Below are 21,297 nucleotides of genomic sequence, written 5' to 3' on the forward strand. Positions count from 1 at the left end.
GCTAATTAAGTGTGTTCACTGCTTATGAAACGCTTTGATATTAAAAGTCAAAAAAGACAGTTTCGCTATCACCTTGTAGGCATATATCAAAACGATAACGAGGTTTACCCTCACCTTCTTCTTTGACTGCTATCAAGGTCTTACGACGTTCTGGCGACGGAACACCAGTTAAGATTGGGCAGTTTTTATTGCTTTCTTGCTCGTCATTAAAGTATGCTCTGGTTTGAAGATGCAGATTAATACCACGGGCAAAAACAGCGATATTGACGTGAGGCGCCATTGTCTTACCATCAAAGTCGACTTGACCTGGTTTGACGGTATTAAAATGGAACTCACCATCTAAAGCACAGGCGCTACGACCAAAACTACGAAATGGTTTTTTATTGTCAAAATCAGTCAGATAATCACCTTGACTGTCCGCTTGCCAGATTTCAATTAGGGCATCACGCACCAAATCACCATTGCCGTCATAGACGTAACCTACCAATTCAATATGCTCACCTTCAGCATCATCACTGGCCAAATCTTGCCATATCTCGTCTGCACGCGCCTCAAAACCAGCAATTTCTAACGCTAAGCCGATATGAACAAAAGGGCCTGACGTTTGTGAGGCTGTTTCACGCAATAAACCGGTTTCATCTTGTAATTTGTATTGGCTATACATGTCTTACTCCTCAAAATAGGTTTGTAATGCGCCGCGAACGACAATATCAAAACGATACGCCAAGTAATCCATAGGTTTACTCATAGACATATCGAAACGTGCAATCATCGTTTCAACAGCTTCAGGATCTTTTAATACTTGCACGATTGGACACTGTGGAATCAAAGGATCCCCTTCAAAATACAGTTGCGTGATCAAGCGTGTTGAGATTGAGGCTCCCATGACTGACACGTGAATATGAGCAGGACGCCAAGTATTGACCCCATTTGGCCATGGATATGGACCCGGGCGCACCGTGCGGAAACGATAGCGACCATCCGCATCGGTAATACAACGACCTACACCACCAAAATTAGGATCAAGGGGCGCAAGATAGCTGTCTTTTTTATGCCGATAACGACCACCAGCATTAGCTTGCCACATCTCAATTAGGGTATTAGGTACGGGTTTACCGAATTGGTCAATCACCCGACCATGTATAATAATGCGCTCACCAATGGGCAAGCCTGCTTGATCACCTTCTGCGCGTAAATTCATCAATAAATCATTGTCGTATTGACCGATTTCTAAACCGTTAAAAACAGGGCCACTGCGCTCTGACGGACTGGCATTTTGGATACTGACCAAGGCTTGATTTGGCGAACGGGCTACTGAGGTTTTATAACCTGGCGTATATTGTGCCGGTTGCCATGCCCGATCACGAGCAAGGAAATAAGGGTAGTTATGACTCATTATGGTTATCTCCATTTTTATAAAGCGAACTTTATTTATAGAATATTTTTAATGTATACACTATTAAGAAATTGATTCACCCCAACCATTATCCTTGGCTAAAGAAAATGCATGATTGGCTGCTGGTACGCCAGCATAAATGGCCACATGAATCAGTACCTGACGCAGCTGTGCTTCACTAATGCCCAAGCGGTGCGCGGTGCGCAAATGTAGTCCTAACTCACCATCACGTCCAAGCGCAGCTAATATAGCAGTGGTCACCATACTGCGTTGTTGTACAGTTAAACTGCTATCTCCCCACAACTCTCCCCAAGCACTGCGCGTGATAAATTGTTGGAATGGGTTGTCTAATGTGGTGGCATTTTTAGTCGCTTGTTCGACATGCGCTTCACCAAGAATACGCTTGCGTTGCACTAGCCCTTGCTCGTAGGTAATGCCTGTTTCACCGACAGTCGCGCGCGCAGCATTGGTTTGAATATAATCGGTTAATTGACTTGGCATTTCAATCGATGGCACGTGACCTGAACCTTCAAATACGGTTAACTGTGCATCAGGAAAAGCAGCTTGCAAGCCTTCTAAAGCTGCTAGTGGCGTAGACACATCTTCTGAACCGGCCAGTAAAGCAATACTATCGGCATAATCTGCTAATTTTTCACTATTATCGACTTGTGCTAAGGCTTCGCAGAGTTTGGCATAGCTTTCATTATCACTGCGTGCTAATTGTATTTTCCAGCCTTGTAACACTTCAGGATACTGCTTGACATAGTCTGGCGAAAACCAACGCGGCACAATCATTTCAGCCATTTCAGCTAAGCCCAAACGACGCACATTCTCAGCGCGCTCTGCCCATGCTTCCTTAGTACCGATTACAGCACCAGTGTTGGTGAGGCAAACTTGCTGTAAACGTTGCGGCGCTATCTGACACAAGCTCTGGCCAATGACGCCACCGATTGACGTACCGATAAAATTAAAGCTTTGAATCTCTAAAGTATCTGCCAAATGAAGGACATCACGGGCGAGTATTTCTGCTGATACCCCTTGTTGTGCTACTCCGCTGCTACCGTGTCCCGGTAAGTCCCAGCGAATACAACGATAATGTCCGTGTAATTGATCACATACCTCATCCCAAACATCACGACTCATCCCTAATGGATGCGCCATGAATAGAGCTGGCAAATAGGTCTCGCCGCTATCTTGATACGCCATAAAATGGGCGTCTGTTGCTAAAAATGTCATTGTTATTCTCCTACTCGTGAAACTATCAAGGCAATTCCCTGCCCAACGCCGATACACATGGTACAGAGCGCCCGATCTTTTTTAGTGCGTTGTAATTCATGAATGGCAGAAATCAAGATACGTGTCCCAGAGGCGCCAAGCGGGTGACCTAACGCAATAGCGCCACCTTTAGGGTTAATGCGTGGATCACGATCCTCTAGCCCCAACTCTCGTGAACAAGCCAATGCTTGTGCCGCAAAGGCTTCATTGAGTTCAATAATGTCAATGTCATCTAAATGGAGGTTGAGACGCTTTAATAATTTCTGAGTTGCGGGTACCGGACCAATACCCATAATCGTTGGTAGCACTCCAGCAGTGGCCATGCCTTCGATTTTTGCCATAGGCGTTAAACCATACTTCTTTACGGCTGCGGCACTGGCAATTAACATGGCTGCAGCGCCATCATTTATGCCAGAAGCATTACCAGCGGTCACACTACCGTTTTCATATAAGGGGCGTAGTTTTGCTAAGGCCGCCATATCCGCTTCTGGACGTGGATGTTCGTCTTTATCAACGATAAGCGGTTCTTTTTTACGCCTTTCAATGCTAATGGGCGTAATCTCAGCGGCTAAGCGACCGTCATTTTGTGCTTGTGCAGCTTTTTGTTGCGACCATAACGCAAAAGTATCTTGATCTTCGCGAGAGATATTGAATTTTTCTGCTAGATTTTCCGCTGTGCGTGGCATCGCTTCTGTGCCATACATTGCATCCAATTTTTTATTGATAAAACGCCAGCCCATAGTAGTGTCTTGCAATGTTTGACGGCGATCATAAGCCTTTTCTGCCTTACTTATGACAAATGGAGCACGGGTCATTGATTCAACGCCACCAGCCAGTGCTAATTCCATTTCGCCACTAACAATGGCACGAAAAGCAGTTCCTACTGAATCCAAACCAGAACCACACAAACGATTAATAGTCGTTGCCGGCACTTTTTCTGTTAAACCAGATAACAAGCTACTCATGCGTGCCACATTACGATTGTCTTCACCACTTTGGTTCGCGCATCCCATGAAAACGTCTTCAATCGCATTGTGATCAAAGTCAGGCGCATCGTCCAGTACGGCTTTGATGACTTGTGCAAGCAAATCGTCAGGACGAATATCGGCTAGAGAGCCACCATAGCGGCCTACTGCTGATCGTTTTGGATGACAAATATAGACTGCTGTCATGTTTCTCTCCTAGTGGCTCTATTAGCATGGTTTAGTTTGATTGGTATCGCTTAACTGGCGTCACTTAATTTGTTCTTCATTAGAATTATTGTTCGTATAGTGAATTAAATTATACCTTTTCCATTCCTCTGTCAACCTAATTGTTCCTTTTTATTACCTAAGACTGGTTTGGTACCGATTTGAAATATAGTAACTATTCTAAAATATAGTAAAAAACTTTATTACTACTACAAGGCAAATGAGTGCCGATAGTACAACAGGTACAGCAAGCGAGTCTAACACCGTAGCAGTTTTACATTTCGCTGACTATAGAACTGGCACCCATAGCCTGTAGTATTTTTGCGATAAAAAAAACCCAAGTCTGGGTCTTTTTTCACTACATTAACGTCACCACGTCAAAAAATAAGCGTGCTTACTTTAAAAATATACGCCCTTCTTCTGCCTTACTTATCCCAGTTTGGATCAAGTCTGTTCATCAATCGGTAGTAAGCCGGCCATTCAGGAAGTCTAACTTGAGCACCCGCTTGAGCATCACCGCCTTCAAACTGCTCTCTTGTTAGTTTCATAGCCTCTTCACTGATTTCATTTAACTCTCCACCTGAGGCCATGGTCTTAAGCTGTACGGCACAACCTTGAATCATTTGGTACATTCTCATAAATGCCCATGCAACATCGGGACCAGTGGTTATCACACCGTGATTTTTAAGCATCAAAGTATGATTCGTAGGTCCAATTGAAGATACTAACCTTTGCTGTTCATTGGCATCTAAAACAATGCCTTCAAAATCATGATATCCGATTCTGTCATAGAACATGAAAGCTTCTTGAAATAATGGAATGAAACCACATTTCAAAGAACTCACCGCTTGAACATCAATGCTATGTGTATGCATGACACAATGTATATCTGGCCGGCCTTGATGAATGGCCGTGTGAATAACATTACCCGCTTTATTTATGGGATAGGGCGAATCATCAACCTTGTTTCCATCAAAATCGATTTTTACTAAATTTGACGGTTTTATTTCACTATATAAAAGTCCAAATGCATTAATTAATAAATGCTCAGTTCCCGGTATCCTGTATGAAATATGATTATAAACTTGTGTTGTCCAACCATAATAATCAACCATCCTATAGCATAATGCCAAGTCTACTCTGGCTTTCCATTCAACATCACTATACCCGGGAGGGGTGACTGTGGATTCAAAAATATCTTCCATGGTATTATCCTTTTATTCTGGTTTCTCGCCCATTACCACTGCACGATACATTTCTCTTCTGTAGCCGTCATAGTCATTAAAAGCTTGATGTAGACAGATTCTGTTGTCCCACATGATTAATGTATTGTTATGCCATTTTAGCCTACAGACAAAAGATTCTTGGGTGGCAAAACTAGATAAAAAATCAAGTAGAGGTCGTGACTCTTCCTCTGTCATCCCTTCTATACCACAGGCATAAGTTTTATCGACATATAATGACTTCTCACCTGAGACGGGGTGTGTCCTAACCAATGGATGATATGAGCCTTCTATCATCTTTTGGGTATCTACATCAAGTTCCAGACTTCCTAACTCACCATCTTTTCTTGGTTTTTTGGATTGTTTTTCAGCTTGCATAGAGGCAACAACATGCTTAGCGCTCATCCATACTTTAAGAGGGTCTATCATCTCTTTCATTGCTGGGCTTAAACTATTATAAGCTAGAACAGAGTTTGCAAATAACGTATCTCCGCCATAAGGAGGCATGTCTATTCCGTAGTTGATAGCCACTGAAGGCGGACACTCTAAAAATGCTGAATCTGTGTGCCAGCCACTACCAAACACCATTTTTGTTTCAGTACTAGCTTCTTTAATGACCGGTTGAATGTTCTCATGACCAACGACACCTTTAGTGTATGCATCAGTTCCGAACTCACCAAACTTAAGGGTTAAATTTTCATGGTCCGTAAAAGATATGTCTTGGTCTCTAAAAAAGATAAGTTTGTGCCTATATAATGCATTTTGAATCTCAGCCATGGCGTCATCACTTACATTACTTAGATCCACCCCTTGTATTTCTGCTCCCATAGCTGATGCTAAGGGAAGAGCAGTGATATGCTTATAGTCTCTAGCACTATTATCAAAGAGTCCCGTTGGGTGCGTAATATTTCTCATAATTTTAATCCTTTAAAATTTATTAAAAATTAACAATAGATTATATCTTTTAGTGTCAAATCAGTTTGAAATTTTACAGCTTAGGACTCACATGCAGTACTAGCTTCTTTAGCTTTTTGATAAACAGTTTGTGCATCTAATCCAAGATCTTCAACATCTTTTAAGTATTTTTTAGTTCCTGCTTCCAATGGACCTTTCCATGCAGGGTCGTTCAATGGATCAGGAATGTCTATCATAATGTCACCTTTAGCTTTTGCCTCAGCCATAAACTTGTCATCCTCCCCATCAAAAACTTTACCCGCAACAGCAGCCATCTCTTTACCGGAGTTGTCGTCGATGACTTTTTTAAGGTCGTCAGGTAGGCTCTCATACTTATCTTTGTTCATAGTAACCAAGATAGCAGAACTATAAAAAGGCATATTTGTGTGTGTATTTACAAGTTCATTGAGTTTAAATGCACCTACAGCATCCCATGGAAGACTTAAGCCATCTAAAACGCCACGTTGAAGAGAGGTATAAAGATCAGTGACAGGTAAACCGACAGGCGTTCCCCCTGCAGATTCAATAATATCACCAGCAATAGCCGAAGGACGACGCATACGCAAGCCTTTTAAGTCTTCTGGTTTGCGAATAGGATTATCAATAGTATGGATTCCTCCAGGACCAGTCCCCATCATAAATAGTAAATGCGTATCTTCATATTCGCTTGATATAACCCCATCATCATACAAAGTCTGTAACATACAATTCATTTGCGTTGCTGAATTAGAGAGACCTGGGAGTTCTGCGATTTGAGTCAGTGGAAAACGGCCGTTTGAATAACCTTGAACTTGTGAGCCTATATCAATAGTTCCGTTAGCAGTTGATTCATATGTACTATCAGCTGAACTGAGAGTCGCTGAAGGGTAAATCTCAACCTTAAGCCTACCATCTGACTCTTCTTCAACCTTTCTTGCCCAAGGTTCAAAAATATCTTTATGGGTTGCAGAAGTAGCTGGCCAAAAATGTGAAAAACGTAATACTGTCTCATTCTCAGAGTTCACAGCTGAATTATCACCAACGGCTGTATCGTTCGATTGCGAGCAGCCAGTAAGAGCAATTAAAGCTGCCAATACCATACTAGCTAGGGGAGTTTTCTTCATCATAAATTCCTTTTTTGATGGTTACAAATGATTCTAATATAAAGTTAGGCACATTTTAAAACACTGCTTTGATGACTTCTGAAAGCAAATCATCAGGACAAATTTTAGCTGAAAAGCTATTGTAGTGGTTTACTGCTGATATTTTTTGATGACAAATACAGATTGTCATCGTATTTCGCTCTTAATAGCTTTAGTAACTCGGTACTATTTGTTCTACATTAGAATTACTGTTCGTATAATGAACTAAATTATACCTTTTCTATTCTTCTGTCAACACAGTTATATAGCTAAAAGCAGAATTAATTTATCAATCGCTTCCAGTGTTACTTGGCATTGCCTATCCGCTGCACCACAGTATGTTAGAGGAGATAGAATTGTTTCAAGTTCGCCACTGTTACCGTCCAGATTTATCGGTTGTTTTGCTAGTAAGGCTAGAAAGATTCGTGAAAACCCCTGGTGATTGACATGCGCTTCTTGACTGGCTTGCTCTATCAAAGGATAGAGTTGATCCTGATCGGTTGAAAAATGCTGCTTCAAGTTTTCAACCAGATAAGCATCGCTATTTAAATCAAGATTAGCTGCCATGCGCTCAGGGTAGACTTGCAGTCCATGTAACAAAGTTTTTAAATAGGCTGTGGCGCCAGCGACTAAAGCCACACCTTCAGTTAAAGGTACCCAAGTCGCATGCCATTGACCTAGCGCGCGCTCAAAAGGTTGAGCCGTTGTGTTGCTAATCACGCTCAAGTGCCCATGCATTCTCAAAGTAGCTGTTTTAATTAAGGCACATAACACAGGGTTGCGTTTATGGGGCATTGATGATGAGCCACCCATACCTTTAATAGCTGGCTCAGCTACTTCGCCCAACTCAGATTGGCACATTAAGGCGATATCTTCGACGATGTTTTCCATCGCGCCAGCACAGGCATCTAATGTAGAAGCTATCGCATGAATAGGTTGTCTATTAGTATGCCAGGGGAGTAACGGCGTTGATAATCCAAGCAATTCTGCGACTTGTTGAGGCAATTCATAATTTTCATTATCTACATTACTAACTCCAACAGGACCACCCCATTGTAAATAAAATCCTGAGCGCTCTAATTTTGCTAAATTTGGTATGACAGCGATTAACGATGATGCCCACTGTGAGATTTTCGCTCCAAAGGTAATCGGTAGAGCTTGTTGCATTAAGGTTCTACCCGCCATTGGAGTAGCGCGATGATTTTCAATCAATATTCCACAGGCTTTTAGCACATCAATTAAGTCTTGGTTGATATGTTTTAGTGCTGGTTTGAGCATCAGCATCATCGCTGTATCAATTACATCCTGACTGGTCACCGTCTGATGAAAATACGGTTTTATTTCTTGAGGTAACAAGGCTTTGGCTTGTGCCACAAAAGGAATGGCTGCATTGCCACCAAGATAAGTTTCTGCCCCAATCGCATCAATATCAAACAAATCTAACGTTAACGCTTGTTTAGATTTTTGTAGCGTTTTATCAGGAACAAGGCCGTTATTTTCTCTGACTTCTATGATGGCCAGTTCAAAATCCAACATAGCTTTAACAAAAAAGCGAGCCGAAAAGTCTTGAGCAATATCAGGGTGTACAAAAGGTTGATTGATTAATTGAGCAACTTTCATTTAGAATCCCTAGTTTTAGTAAATATTAAATAGTGTGGATAACGAAGTATGGACAACGAACAAGATAAGAAAATACTCTTCGATAGCCCAGATTTTGTTGCCTCTCTTGCGGGAGGTCTGAGCGTATTACTGACCTTTGATGAAAATCACTCTGTTATGACTCTAAGCGAAGTGGCCGAACGCACCAAGATGGGTAGAGCAAAAGCTCGACGTTATCTATTGACATTGCACGCACTCGGTTACGTTCATAAAAATAAGCGTCAGTTTAGTTTGTCACCCAAAACCCTAAGCCTAGGCGCAAGTTATTTAAATAGTGTGCATCATCACGATATAATTCAATTTTACTTAGAACGCGTGACCGAAAAGACAGGGGAATCCTGTTCATTTGGAGTGTTGAATGGTGATGAAGTGGTTTATATAGCACGCTCTGCAGCTGAACATCGCTTATTATCTATAACCTTGTCTATTGGCACGAGACTACCAGCTGTCTATACCTCTATGGGCCGTGCTATCCTTGCTAACCTTCCTAGCAACCAGCTCGAAAACTATATTGATAAAGTTGAGCTAACACCGCACACACCATATAGTATTACCGACCGTAAGCAATTTCGTCAGATGCTAAGACAGGTTAAAGAACAACAGTATGTCGTTGTAGATCAAGAGTTAGATACAGGTTTACGATCGCTTGCTCTTCCAGTCTATAAATCAAACAACGAATTAATTGGTGCGATTAATATTAGCACCAATGCCATGCGTATTTCTAATGAAGTTTTAATTGGAGAGTTCTTGCCAATCTTACATGATTGTGCCGCAAAAATTCAAACCTACTATATCTGATTGGCAGCTGTTGAGTGCCATTTATCTAGTTTTAAATGTAATACTGATCAAAGTAGTAGATGGTTCTTAATTTTATGCCGTGTTGATTTTTCAGTTTATATTATCCATCAATATTTAAAACTTAGCCCATGAGCCTGACAAAATATTGAGATCTGACCTAGATAATTTAGGTTAGATCTACGAGAAAAATCAAACTAAATTGACATACCTTTCAGAATCTGCATTTACTGAATTGATAATACATAGTCAGAATTTTTTATAATAATTATGATTATTTATATAATTAAGCTCTTTAGATAATGTTGTTATCAGCTAACGAAAGCAATTTGTGATTTTTTGAATATCCGTAACTATTATTAAGCAAGTTTGCAACGATCTCGCTTTTCTCATTGTTAACCTTACGCCCCGCTTATTTGCTTTCCGCTTTAGCAATACCCTGCTGCTGTATATTACGTTGTTCCTCATAATATTTTTATCGATAGCTACCAGCATATCAAACAACATTGAATTAATTGTTTATAGGATACTACTCATAAACTCAGTACTACCTTCACTTTACAGAGCTATATATAAGGTAGGAAGCTCTTTTAATACTACATATAATCTTTTCTTCGGAAGCATGTTTTTTAAGACGTCCCAATCTGTTTGGTTCAAACACGTCAGTTATCCAATCTGTTCTACTAAGCTCACATAACACTCATGGGCGTATTCAATCAGTTAAATCAGTTTTGAACGAACTAGAGTCGTTATTATTCTTCAGATATTAAGCTTGTTGAATGGAGATAATTCAACCGAATTAATAAAAATGAAGTTTAAAAAATGTATATGTTAATGAAAGTTATAAACATTTTATTGAAGATCAACTGTTTATTGGTGAGCATCAGTCTTAAGGTAGAGGTCAAAAACACTGTTAATTGATGGTTACTGAATTACGAGTTATACTTTGTTTGACGTTGTGAGATAAAGAAAAATGGTGCCTCAGTATTGATATGGTAGAGGTCGCTAGTTCGAATCTAGTTATGCCTACCGGATTCAAAAATCCCCAGTTTAACGACTGGGAATTTTTTTGTCTGTTTTTCAGGGAGTTACGTTGACAGATATGTAGGATGATTAAGAAGATGTCAAACTGTTAGCTACGCCCTTAAATTCCTTGTGCCCAACTTGTGCCTCACATTAATTTTGAGACTGTAAAAAGATAATGAAATGACCACTACTCTATTTTCTACATTATTTCCTTTATAATCATTAATTTTCACTCTGATTTGTCTTCATGCTCATCAACATACTCAAATATGTCGCCTACTTTTACTTCTAAAAACCTGCATAAACTATCGATGGTATCGAAGTTAATCCTTGTAGATTGTTCATTATAAATCTTATGCATCGTTGACTTACTTATACCTGTCGCCCTAACTGCATCGTTTCACACACTTATCCGGATCAGATGGCTGGATAGTATTTCTAAGCCAGTTGCTTGCCCAGTATTCTCAAACGACTTTTGAATTCTGAGCGGTCAACATAGCACCCTCTGAGACGACGTTCGCCAACATTTTCATCAAATGCGTTACGGCCGTGCAATACCCGTCGATTATCGAATACCACCATTTGACCAGCAGTCAACTTCAGCTCAATTTTATAGCGAGCATCTTTTAGCCGCCCCATGAGCTCACGATAAGCGATGTAGTAGTCATACATAACCTCGCCAGGCAGATCAAAGATATCCGCGATATGAGCGTTGTATTTGATTTCAACAATATTGCCAAAGTTGTCTAGGTTAATTACTCGATGGTGTTGACGAATATCATGGGCTTGGTCGTGAAAGCGGAATGGAATTGCATACTCAGCAAGCAGCCGGAAATACTCAGGCTGATCTTCTCGCAGCCTTTCCAGTACTTTTAGACCATCCACAAAAGTAGATTCGCCACCCACACTTTCATTGCTCAAGAAATGTAAGAACTGATATCCTGGAGGTAATTCCTGATTTGGTAGGTCAGTATGTAATGGCAATGAGAGAGACGTGTAAGCCACATTAATCGGTGATTTTTCTGATACCACATCAAAAGTCATTCCAAAATTAGTCTGACGCAGATAATCGATTCGCTTTGCCGTCTGCACAACGGCTTCAGAGTCATCCGGCATACCGTTAATAATAGTTAGCCCATATTTATCCAAAGCGCTCATCCACTCATATAGAGCGCTGTCACTGGTCATGATGTCCTGCTGGTTGTACACCGGAATTCGGTCAATAAATTCGCAGCCCCAACTTTGATAACTACTGCTATGATCTTTGGCCAATTCACCAGAATAACAGAACTGACGCAACCAGCTTTGCTCAAAGCAGCTGATATGTTGTTGTTCAGACCACTCGATAGTAAGCGTCCCTGCATCAAAAGAGACTGATAACGGATGGATGTCTTGCGAGATGCTCAGCAGATCAAAGCTGCGCTCGCCTGTCTGTGGATGGAAGGCTGATGGGCAGTTGTCACGCAGCCAGATGTAATGATAGGCCGTATCAATGCCGTCACTCCAGCGTACTTGAATGGCGCGGTCAATTAGCTTAACCGATTCTATATGAAGATCGGTTACTGCTGAGATATCTGTGGATAGTTCTGATTGGAGCATTTTCATTTAAGCGGACCTTGCATATACATAGCGTAAAAATCTACTCCATGGTATATTTCTAAGATTACTTATTCAAACAATGAATTATGACCCACTTGATAAGCAAAGCTAATGAATAAACGCGCTGATCTTCCCCCACTAAACTGGCTAAAAACATTTGAAGCAGCAGCAAGACTGCTCAATTTTAGTGCTGCAGGGAGAGAGTTGCATCTCACTCAGTCTGCGGTGAGCCAACAGATACGGCTTTTAGAGTATCACTTAGGTGAGCCGTTGTTTGTCCGAGAACATCGCACCGTATATTTAACCAACAGTGGCATGGCCTATTTACCCGTTGTACAGAGTGCAATCAGCAACTTGCAACGTCATACCTCTGATATCTTCTCTCCACTGGGTAAAGGTCGTCTGGTGATTGAAGTAAATATCGCCTTTTCAATAATGTGGCTCTCCCCTAGACTAAGCCGTTTTTGCGCGCAGTATCCCGGACTTAAATTACAGCTTGTCCATGCCAACTGGGACAATGAGTTTAATCGCAGTCCGGCTGATATCACTATAATACATGGCAACGGTGACTGGTCTGGCATGCAGCTACATCCGTTATTTACACCCGAACTGACACCTTACTGCGCACCCAAACTTGCTCATCAGCTAAGTGACCCTAGTGACCTATTATGCCTACCGCTTCTAGAAGTTTTAGGTAACCGTCAGGGCTGGCAAGGTTGGTTTCAACAAGCTGAGGTTGAAACGGCTAATGCCGATATTCTCTATCATAAGATTGATAATCTAGCAGCAGGAATGTCGATGGGTGAATCGGGATTGGGTGTTTTTCTGAGCTATCCGGACTTCTTTACAGATCAAGCAGACAGTCGAAAACTACTGGCACCTTTTGATATCTGTCTTGAAACGGAAGAAAACTATTATTTGGCCTACCCAAAAGGAATGCCTCTGTCCAAGTCTGCAACCGTCTTCAAGGAATGGTTATTGAATGAATTGGGATTACACTCTGTCATAAAACAGCCTCTGATATAGTCGAGGCGGTTCACAGATTGGTGCTTTGAGTCTTTGCTGTTATATTTTATCGTTTAGCCAATACTATTCCTAAACTGCAGATAAGCAGCTGTAATAGCGATGGCATCTTCTATTTGCGGGTAATGGCCTAACTCAGGCATTACGGTAATATTGGCATTAGGGATCAATTTACGATAATTGTCGATCATATGCTGGCCCGAGATGGGATCTTTGGCACCGGCAATCAGTTTAACGGGTACCGTGCTATTAATAATTGCACCCACCCAGCGTTCACGGTGCTGCTTACGTTGGGGGATGTAGTTAATCAATTTGTGACTCACTGCTAAACCATTATTGTGAGTTAGCAGTTGCCATAGAGCGTCGATGACCTCCGGGGTTGGTGGTGTCGCAATATCGAGGGTAATCACGTAATAATGTTGCGTGAGCTCATCCCACATGCCTTCCCAATCCCAACTGGCACTAGGAAACCCATGAATTAACAATAATACTGGCGCATTTTTATCCCCCGCCTGACGAGTAAAAATTTGCTGACCGTTAATGGACTCGAATTGTCCCTGCTGTTGCCATTCACTCAAGGTTTTCATAACTAGAGTATCCTAACTGGATTATTCCTCAAATGAGGGATCGGTTCGGCGCAATTTTCTTAATAAGGCAGGCCAAGCAATATCACCATTTGCGCCTTTGGTCACTTCATCTGACGCGGCTTGGATACCCGCTAATATTTGTGCTGGTATGGGTGTCAATTCATTGCCACTACTTTGCGCTTTGATTTGGATCTCGCATGCTTTTTGCATGATATACATGTATAAAAATGCATCCGCGACGCTGCTGGCACAAGTGAGTAAGCCATGATTGCGTAAAATCATAAAGTGGGCATTGCCCAAGTCAGCGACTAGACGCACCTTTTCTTCAGGGTTTAATGCGATCCCTTCGTAGTCGTGGTACGCCAAGTTAGATAACGGAAATAACGATTGCTGAGATATAGGCAGTAAGCCTTGCTTCTGAGTAGACACAGCGACGCCATCACTGGTATGCAAATGGAGCACACAATGAGCATCGCTACGAGCCTCGTGCACAGCACTATGAATGGTAAATCCCGCCGGATTAACGTCATATTCTGATGGCGACACCTTTTCACCCGCTTGATTCACTTTAACTAAGTTAGAGGCGGTAATCTCTTCAAACAATAAGCCATAAGGGTTAATTAAAAATTCATCCTCAGTATCTGGCACTCGTGCAGAGATATGAGTGAATACTAAATCATCCCAACCATATGAGGCAATCAGTCGATAACAAGCGGCAAGATTTACTCTCATTTGCCACTCTTGTTCGGTTACATTATGTTGTACACTCGGCACTGAATCAGTTTGCATTACGTTATCCCTAACTGTTTTAGTTGTTGTGATTTAGATACTATGAATATACCTTAGATTTACCATAACGTCTGCACATTTTTCTTAAGCTGCTGTAGCGCTTGTTGATACTTGCGGTCATTGGTCTTAAGTGTACTTATACGTCCATAACGCAGCTGGCGGTAGTCTTGTTTAATCTTATCAATACTTTTTTGTTGAGCAGACTCTGTATTGCCTTTATCTAACATAGTAGTGTCGCGTTTACTGTCTTTACCCGCTTCACTCTTTAAATCAGCTGAATTTAGAGTAGCCGAGTTTAGAGAGAGTGATAAACGCTCAAGCCAAGCCAACTGCCCTTCGTTATCATAACGGCTTAGCGACTCTTCACGTTTGCCAAGACGTTTAGATAGCCGAACTAAGGGTAGATCTGCTGGATGCCAACGCTTACGCCGGCGCTGCCAAATCATAAGCGCCAAAATACTCATCACGGTAATAGCGCTGCCCGCCAGCCAAACGATTTGCTGCATGACTGAGCTAATGTTAAGCCACTTTAACAGCGCGCTAGCTTGTTTGTCCTGATCATAACCGACGATGTCTTTTTGCCAATAATAGCTGGCTTGATCCGATAAGCGGCGCAAGGTTTGCAACATTTGATACTGCTGATAGCTGATTTGTGCACTAGCACCGTCGCCGAACATGGCCGCACCTTGCGTCTGAGTCAGCGCATCCATTCCCTGCTCGACTCGTTCAGGCGCAACAAAAGCAGTCGGATCAACACGTACCCATCCTTGTCCATCGAGCCATACTTCAGTCCACGCGTGGGCATCCATTTGCCGCACTTCCCACACGTTACCGCCGCGACTCAGCTCACCGCCTTGATAACCAGCAACCACTCGCGCCGGAATACCGGCAGCTCGTAGCATAAAGGTAAAGCTTGACGAATAATGCTCACAAAATCCTGCTTTGGTAACGAATAAAAACTCATCGATACGGTTAGTGTTGAGTCTAGGTGGTGATAGTGTGTAGCGGAACTCAGTTTGATTGATCCAGCGTTCAATCGCCTGCATATAGCGCACTGGATCTGAGCCTGACTGCGCAAACAGCTGCTTGGCAAGCGTACGAGCTTGTGGATTACCTTGGCTTGGTAGCGCCAGATTAATACGCCGAGAAGCCGCATCGAGGATAGGGTCAATACGCATAGGCGCAAAACGCAATACCTCATAGCGTAGCTGCTGAGTAACGGGCTGATTTTTAAGTAAAGTAAAGTTGGAGGTAAGACTAATATCTTGCTGCTGCGTAAAAGGATAATCAAGACCAAATAACCAGCGCTGCTGAGTCGGCTCTAAGATAACTTCATAGCTAATAGGGTCAAGTCTCACTTCATCAGGCGCGGTAGCCAGGGAGCGCTCTACCCATTGAGGCCTTTGCTGTTCAGAATCCCATTGCTGCTGTTGCTCACGATTAGGCCGCCATGTCACCCCATCAAAGTCACTAAATACCAAGCCGCGCCAGTAAAGTTGTTCTTGTGGTGGCCGGTTGTTCTCAAACTCGACGCGAAAAGCAAGCGCAGTTGATTGACTTAGATTGGCAAAGTCGCCAGGTGACATGCTATCAGAAACGCCGGTCGTTGCTTGCTGTCCTGATAGCTGCACTGACCACAAGGGTGGCAGACGTGGAAAGAATAAGAACAGCACCACCAATAATGGCAATGCCCCAATTCCCAACACACCTAAGGTACGCAAGCGTCCATCACCGCGGATATTGCCGTCATCATTGAGCGCGATAAATGCCAATAAAATAACGACTGCGCCCACAATTACTTCTAAAGTGGTAAGCAATCCTTGATCCATCAAAAACAGCGCAGCAAGCACAAACAGCGATAAATTCAACACCACATACGCATCACGGCGCTTATACAACTCCCACAGCTTACTGATAAGGCATAACACTAAGAATGCCACGCCCATATCGAGGCCAAATGCAGTGTTATAGGTCAGCCATAAACCTGCCAGCCCCAATAAAAATCCGAGCATTTGCATGCCTTGATAAAGCCGCTTGAGATGACGCACTTGTTTAAATTTAGCTTTGATACGGGGCAATTGCGCAATAATGCTGACCAGTGCAAACCCCATTAGCCAGAGTGGCAAATGAGCCGCATGAGGCAGAATGACGATAAATTGTGTGATCAGTACCCAATAATAGGCTGGTAGTGCCAATAACTTGTTATACCACCTTGATTTGACTGCCAAATTGATTGACAAGTTATCTATGACACCATCTAATGTCGAAATATCTGATGTTGAATGGTCTACAGCATTATCAATACCAGATCGCTGACCTAGCGCCAATTTCTCAAAAGATGGCTCACAAAGGACATTGGTTGTAGAAGAGGGTTGTTTTGAAAAGGCTGGTTTAGAGGGTTTAGAAGATTTTATGGTCATAGTGTTTTTGCCAGCCTTAGTAAACATGCTTGTGCAAACGGGTCACCTTGACCAATAGCTGCGGCCGATTGTGCTTCATTAGGCAGTTGCATTTGAAAAGGCACGCCAAGCTGACCGAGAGTACGTACGCCATAAGCCAATTGTGCCAGTTTTTGTTCGTGATGCGCCGCTGGCATATCTGCATAATCTAAGGTTTGTTCATGACCCACAGGGTCGGCAAAATGCTTGGTAAACATACCCTGACCCCGTGCGACATGAGCCCAAGAGACGCGCGCCAGCGACTCGCCTTCAATGTAATTATCAAGACGTTCAAAGTCATCTTGACCTTGAGTATACTGACCGCCTGTTGGCAAATCCTCGGTACTGGCTGCTAAATACTGTGCCTGCCAGTCAAACGTTAATGGTTTGGGATAAACCCACGCTGTGCGCTCAAAATATACATAAGACCATGCGCGCATAATGCCTAGCGGATAAACCGTCTTAATTTGTAGACGTGGCAGCTCAAACTGACCACGATGATTGGTAGGCACAGACAGACGAATAATTTGCTGTTCTTGCAAGCGCGGTAGCAATACTGGTCTATTATCGTCACCGCTCAATTTACTGTCATCTTGTCTATTATTGGTTTGCTGAGACAAGTTTTTATCAACACGCTGCTCAAAACTAAAAGCCAGCTGGCGTCTGGGTTGCCGACTCTCACTGCGCAGCTGTAGCGTTACCCAGATGGGTTCCCCTGCCTCTGCCAGCGTGACTTCAAGCAAGCGCACTTGCAGGCCAGAAATATGCGCAAAGGTCACATGAAAGCTTATCAGCCAGACACTCACTAAGTAAAAGCACAAGCCCAGCACCAAATTATTACCATAGTTGATACCAGCAATAAAGGTAATCACTAATAGCAAAGCAAAGAGCATGCCTTCGCGGCTAAAAAAGATATAAACATTGCGCAAGTTAAGGGTTGCGCTGTCGCTTTTGGGAGCACGCTTGGCAAACCAACGGGCTAGCGCAGCTGTTAGTGGTTGGGTTAAATTGCGTGGTAAAATCTTCATGACCACCCTATCTATGCTTAAACAATAACCGACACTTCTGCCATGATTCGCTGAGCGATCGTCTGCGGTGCTTGTCCACCGGCCACATGCGCCGGTACAAACCGTTGTCCTAACCGATGATCAGTGACCGCTGCAAATACTGCTTGAATATCCTCAGGTGTTACCTCTGAATGCCCTGATACATAGGCATAAGCTTGTGCTGCACGCTGTAGCGACAACACGCCGCGCGGTGACAGACCGTGATACTCTTGACTTGCGCGAGTTTTAGCGACCAGCCGCTGTAAATAATCTAACACCACATCCGCGACATAAACCTGCTGTACGCCTTGCTGCGCTAGCATTACTGCTTCAGTATCCAGCACCGCATCTAAGCTTTTTAGTAGCTCACGGCGATCTTGTCCTTGTAGTAGCGCACGCTCTGCAGCAGGCGATGGATAGCCTAGTGACAAACACAATAAAAAACGATCCAGCTGTGATTCAGGAAGCGGATAAACGCCCGCTTGCTGCAATGGGTTTTGGGTTGCTATCACAAAAAATGGCTGCGGTAAGCGGTATGATTGACCATCTTGGGTGACTTGCCGCTCCTCCATCGCTTCCAATAAAGCACTTTGAGTCTTAGGGCTGGAGCGGTTAATCTCATCAGCGAGTAATAGCTGAGTAAATATAGGGCCTTTGCGAAACTCAAAACCGAGCGTGGCTTGATTGTAGATACTCATACCCAAAATATCTGCGGGTAGCATATCATTGGTGAACTGTACTCTGCTAAACGTTAGCCCTAATAGCTGAGCCAACCCTTGCGCTAGGGTGGTTTTGCCCATACCGGGCAGATCTTGTAGTAACAGATGCCCACCTGCCAGTATACCGCTGAGCGCCAACTTTATCACTTGCGATTTATCCAAAACAATCTGATTTAACTGGGCTAATAATTGCGCAATTTGCTGTTGATTGCGGCCATAATCATCTGTGATTGGCAAAGTTTGGTCTTTTGCGGCGATAGATAGATTGTTTGTTGACGTAGAGGCATTAATGGAATCGTCAAAAGATTGGGATTGAGAGTGGCGCATCATAAACTACCGGTTCGTTTGATTATTATGAGAGTTAATTAAAGTAAGTTCATTGAAAATCTGCCGCCGGTTTTTGTGCCGGATCTGTTGACACCTCGATTGGCTCATTGCTCATCTGCGTGTGCTCGGTATTGTCATTTGTATTAGTGCCTTTGTTAGCATCGACAGCTACTGGATAGCCTTCGGCATCAAGAATCGGAATTGCGGCGCGCAAGGTGGACAAATAAGCGATAACATCGGCACGTTCGCTGGCATCTGGTATCGGATCGGCTAACATCTTTGAATCAGTCATTGCCTTTTCGGCATCGGCAATGTATGGGTCAAGGGTTTCGGCATCCCATACCCAACCTGATGCTGCTAACCCTTCGCTATAGTCGTAATCAGCTAAACTTGCCGCCGACGCACCGTATATATTCATCAATTGCGGGCCTTTTTTATTGCTTCCGGGATTCAACTGATGACACTGTCCGCAGGCCTCTTCAAAAATTATCGCCCCACGGTCAGCATCGCCTTCGGTGTATACTGGTAGCGTCACAGGTACAGGAGTACGATAGTCAGGCGGTGTGCGCTCACAAGCTGTGAGTAAAAATGCTGTGATCAATATACTGCTAAGTTGGACTTTAAAGTTAATAGGCATGTTTACTCATTCTTTAGTTGAGTTCTTTAGTTGAGTTCTGTAGTGGAAGAGGCTTTTACTAGCTTATGAGAATGTTGACATACTCCCCCCACTTTCACATGGCTCAAGTGGGGGATTCTAAAAGCCGAAGCTCTTAGGTGACATCCTCACGGTTGTCACAAGTTTTCTGTTTCAACGGGCGACCTTTACTGCATCCTCCCTCCACAGACAAAACGGCATGTCCTGCCGCCAATACATTACGTGCCGCATTAAAATCTGCGTTCGCAACATACATACATTTAACGCACTCAAATTTTGCCTGAGTACGCCTATTTTCTTTCGCCACATGCTTGCATTTAGAGCAGGTTTGGCTGGTGTATCTTGGGTTTACCTTAATGAGTAACCCACCGCGCCATTGCTGCTTATACTCAAGCATCACGGTCATCATATGCCAACCTTGATCCAAAATTGATTTATTCAATCCTGACTTAGCTTTGACATTACACCCTTTTTGAGCGGTTGTACCGCTTGCGGATTTCGACATATTGGCTACTTTTAAATCTTCAACAACGATCATGGCGTGGCTTTTGCTGAGCGTGGTGGTGACTTTATGCAAGTAGTCATGGCGAATATTGGCAATATGATGATGTAGCTTTTGAATCTTACGATTTTGCTTTTTCCAGTTTTCGCTAAATTTTACTTTCTTACTTAATCGACGCTGTAATTTGGCAATTTTGATTTGATTGGCTTTAAAGCTGTTTTTGGGCTTGATGTACTGACCGCTTGAGGTGGTGAGTAGTTTTGTGATCCCCATATCCAAACCTAACGCACTTTTAGAAGGATGGATTGGGTTTTCCAGTAACGCTTTCTCAGTGCCAAATGACACGTACCAGTGACCTGATTTCTTGCTAAGGGTGACATTTTTGATTGTGCCGATAATGGCTTGAGATTTTCTAAACTTCACCAAACCAATGCCATTAGGTAGTTTCACCCGATTGCCCTCGACACGGCAGTATTTATCAAACTGAACCAAGCGAATTGAATCGCAGCCATCTGATTTATGCTTGAATCTTGGCATCAGCGCCCGTAACTGGATTTCTGACCCATCAGCCCGTTTAAAAAACTTGGGTTTTCTAGGTTTCTTTTTATTTTCTTTTAATCGTGCATGTACTTTAGGGTCAAAAAATCGTGACCAAGCAGCCGCAAGATCGCGTACCTTTTGTTGCAAAGACACCGCATTAGAATGGGTTTTTAAAAAGCCAAAATCAGGATTGTTCTTTAAATTCATGATTTTATTAACGAGATTAGTGGCGTTGATAAACTCATTTTTGGCAAACATCTCAAGCGATATTGCCAGCATTTGATTCCAAACAAAACGTGCAGAGCCGACCAGATTATTTAAAATAACCTCTTGCTCCGAATTAGGCTCAAGCCTAAATTTATACGCTTTGTTGATTTTCATAAATGCTTTCTTTATTAATGAGTGTGTATTTGATAATATGTAGATAATACTA

The 21,297-nt window shown here is 42.8% G+C and carries 18 protein-coding genes and 1 pseudogene; 2 read left to right on the forward strand and 17 right to left on the reverse strand.

The features are described from left to right. Positions 1–40: 40 nt before the first annotated feature. The 8 genes from pcaG to U1P77_RS08105 form a co-directional block, all read right to left on the reverse strand. Positions 41–664 carry a protocatechuate 3,4-dioxygenase subunit alpha gene (gene pcaG / locus U1P77_RS08070; RefSeq protein ID WP_321154524.1) on the reverse strand — a complete coding sequence of 208 codons (624 nt, stop codon included), beginning with the start codon at positions 662–664 and terminating at the stop codon, positions 41–43. A gap of 3 nt (positions 665–667) precedes the next feature. Continuing rightward, positions 668–1,396: a protocatechuate 3,4-dioxygenase subunit beta gene (pcaH, locus tag U1P77_RS08075; protein ID WP_321154525.1), complete on the reverse strand. Its 729-nt coding sequence runs from the start codon at positions 1,394–1,396 to the stop codon at positions 668–670. 63 nt (positions 1,397–1,459) lie between these two features. Then, the gene (locus U1P77_RS08080; RefSeq protein WP_321154526.1) at positions 1,460–2,632 is read right to left on the reverse strand and encodes an alpha/beta fold hydrolase; all 1,173 of its coding nucleotides are present in this window, start codon (positions 2,630–2,632) and stop codon (positions 1,460–1,462) included. 2 nt (positions 2,633–2,634) lie between these two features. Next, positions 2,635–3,843 carry a 3-oxoadipyl-CoA thiolase gene (pcaF, locus tag U1P77_RS08085; RefSeq protein ID WP_321154527.1) on the reverse strand — a complete coding sequence of 403 codons (1,209 nt, stop codon included), beginning with the start codon at positions 3,841–3,843 and terminating at the stop codon, positions 2,635–2,637. A gap of 443 nt (positions 3,844–4,286) precedes the next feature. Further along, entirely contained in the window at positions 4,287–5,066 is a 780-nt protein-coding gene (locus U1P77_RS08090; RefSeq protein WP_321154528.1) for a class II aldolase/adducin family protein, read from the reverse strand. Between the two features lie 12 nt (positions 5,067–5,078). After that, complete coding sequence (locus U1P77_RS08095; RefSeq protein WP_321154529.1) at positions 5,079–5,999, reverse strand: TauD/TfdA dioxygenase family protein; 921 nt, start codon at positions 5,997–5,999, stop codon at positions 5,079–5,081. Positions 6,000–6,079: 80 nt separating this feature from the next. Further along, positions 6,080–7,141: a TRAP transporter substrate-binding protein gene (gene dctP, locus U1P77_RS08100; protein ID WP_321156661.1), complete on the reverse strand. Its 1,062-nt coding sequence runs from the start codon at positions 7,139–7,141 to the stop codon at positions 6,080–6,082. A gap of 279 nt (positions 7,142–7,420) precedes the next feature. Next, positions 7,421–8,779 carry a lyase family protein gene (locus U1P77_RS08105; protein ID WP_321154530.1) on the reverse strand — a complete coding sequence of 453 codons (1,359 nt, stop codon included), beginning with the start codon at positions 8,777–8,779 and terminating at the stop codon, positions 7,421–7,423. 48 nt (positions 8,780–8,827) lie between these two features. Here U1P77_RS08105 and U1P77_RS08110 point away from each other — a divergent pair, with 48 nt between their 5' ends. Continuing rightward, on the forward strand, positions 8,828–9,616 hold the full coding sequence (locus U1P77_RS08110) for an IclR family transcriptional regulator domain-containing protein (protein WP_321154531.1): 789 nt from the start codon (positions 8,828–8,830) through the stop codon (positions 9,614–9,616). Between the two features lie 1,252 nt (positions 9,617–10,868). Here the strand turns inward: U1P77_RS08110 and U1P77_RS08115 are convergent. Both U1P77_RS08115 and U1P77_RS08120 read right to left on the reverse strand, forming a co-directional pair. After that, positions 10,869–11,018 (reverse strand): annotated as a pseudogene (locus tag U1P77_RS08115) (helix-turn-helix domain-containing protein); the annotation flags it as partial. A gap of 59 nt (positions 11,019–11,077) precedes the next feature. After that, complete coding sequence (locus U1P77_RS08120) at positions 11,078–12,244, reverse strand: TauD/TfdA family dioxygenase (protein ID WP_321154532.1); 1,167 nt, start codon at positions 12,242–12,244, stop codon at positions 11,078–11,080. A gap of 105 nt (positions 12,245–12,349) precedes the next feature. On the opposite strand from U1P77_RS08120, the gene U1P77_RS08125 reads away from it, so the two are divergent. Beyond that, the gene (locus U1P77_RS08125) at positions 12,350–13,264 is read left to right on the forward strand and encodes a LysR substrate-binding domain-containing protein (RefSeq protein WP_321154533.1); all 915 of its coding nucleotides are present in this window, start codon (positions 12,350–12,352) and stop codon (positions 13,262–13,264) included. 53 nt (positions 13,265–13,317) lie between these two features. On the opposite strand, the gene U1P77_RS08130 is transcribed toward U1P77_RS08125, so the two are convergent. The 7 genes from U1P77_RS08130 to U1P77_RS08160 form a co-directional block, all read right to left on the reverse strand. After that, positions 13,318–13,848 (reverse strand): alpha/beta fold hydrolase, encoded by a 531-nt coding sequence (locus tag U1P77_RS08130; protein WP_321154534.1) that lies wholly within the window; start codon positions 13,846–13,848, stop codon positions 13,318–13,320. A gap of 21 nt (positions 13,849–13,869) precedes the next feature. Beyond that, complete coding sequence (locus tag U1P77_RS08135; protein WP_321154535.1) at positions 13,870–14,637, reverse strand: class II aldolase/adducin family protein; 768 nt, start codon at positions 14,635–14,637, stop codon at positions 13,870–13,872. Between the two features lie 59 nt (positions 14,638–14,696). Beyond that, positions 14,697–17,057, reverse strand: coding sequence for a transglutaminase TgpA family protein (locus U1P77_RS08140; protein ID WP_321154536.1), 2,361 nt, complete (start codon positions 17,055–17,057; stop codon positions 14,697–14,699). Further along, complete coding sequence (locus U1P77_RS08145; protein ID WP_321154537.1) at positions 17,054–18,103, reverse strand: DUF58 domain-containing protein; 1,050 nt, start codon at positions 18,101–18,103, stop codon at positions 17,054–17,056. The genes U1P77_RS08140 and U1P77_RS08145 overlap by 4 nt, the downstream gene beginning before the upstream one ends. Before the next feature lie 17 nt (positions 18,104–18,120). Further along, complete coding sequence (locus U1P77_RS08150) at positions 18,121–19,170, reverse strand: AAA family ATPase (protein ID WP_321154538.1); 1,050 nt, start codon at positions 19,168–19,170, stop codon at positions 18,121–18,123. Between the two features lie 46 nt (positions 19,171–19,216). Continuing rightward, positions 19,217–19,804 carry a c-type cytochrome gene (locus tag U1P77_RS08155; RefSeq protein WP_321154539.1) on the reverse strand — a complete coding sequence of 196 codons (588 nt, stop codon included), beginning with the start codon at positions 19,802–19,804 and terminating at the stop codon, positions 19,217–19,219. A 133-nt stretch (positions 19,805–19,937) separates the two neighbouring features. Then, a complete protein-coding gene (locus U1P77_RS08160; protein WP_321154540.1) occupies positions 19,938–21,245 on the reverse strand; it encodes an RNA-guided endonuclease InsQ/TnpB family protein in 1,308 nt (435 codons plus the stop codon). Positions 21,246–21,297: the final 52 nt, after the last annotated feature.

Source organism: Psychrobacter sp. LV10R520-6 (assembly GCF_900182925.1).
Taxonomy (GTDB): domain Bacteria; phylum Pseudomonadota; class Gammaproteobacteria; order Pseudomonadales; family Moraxellaceae; genus Psychrobacter.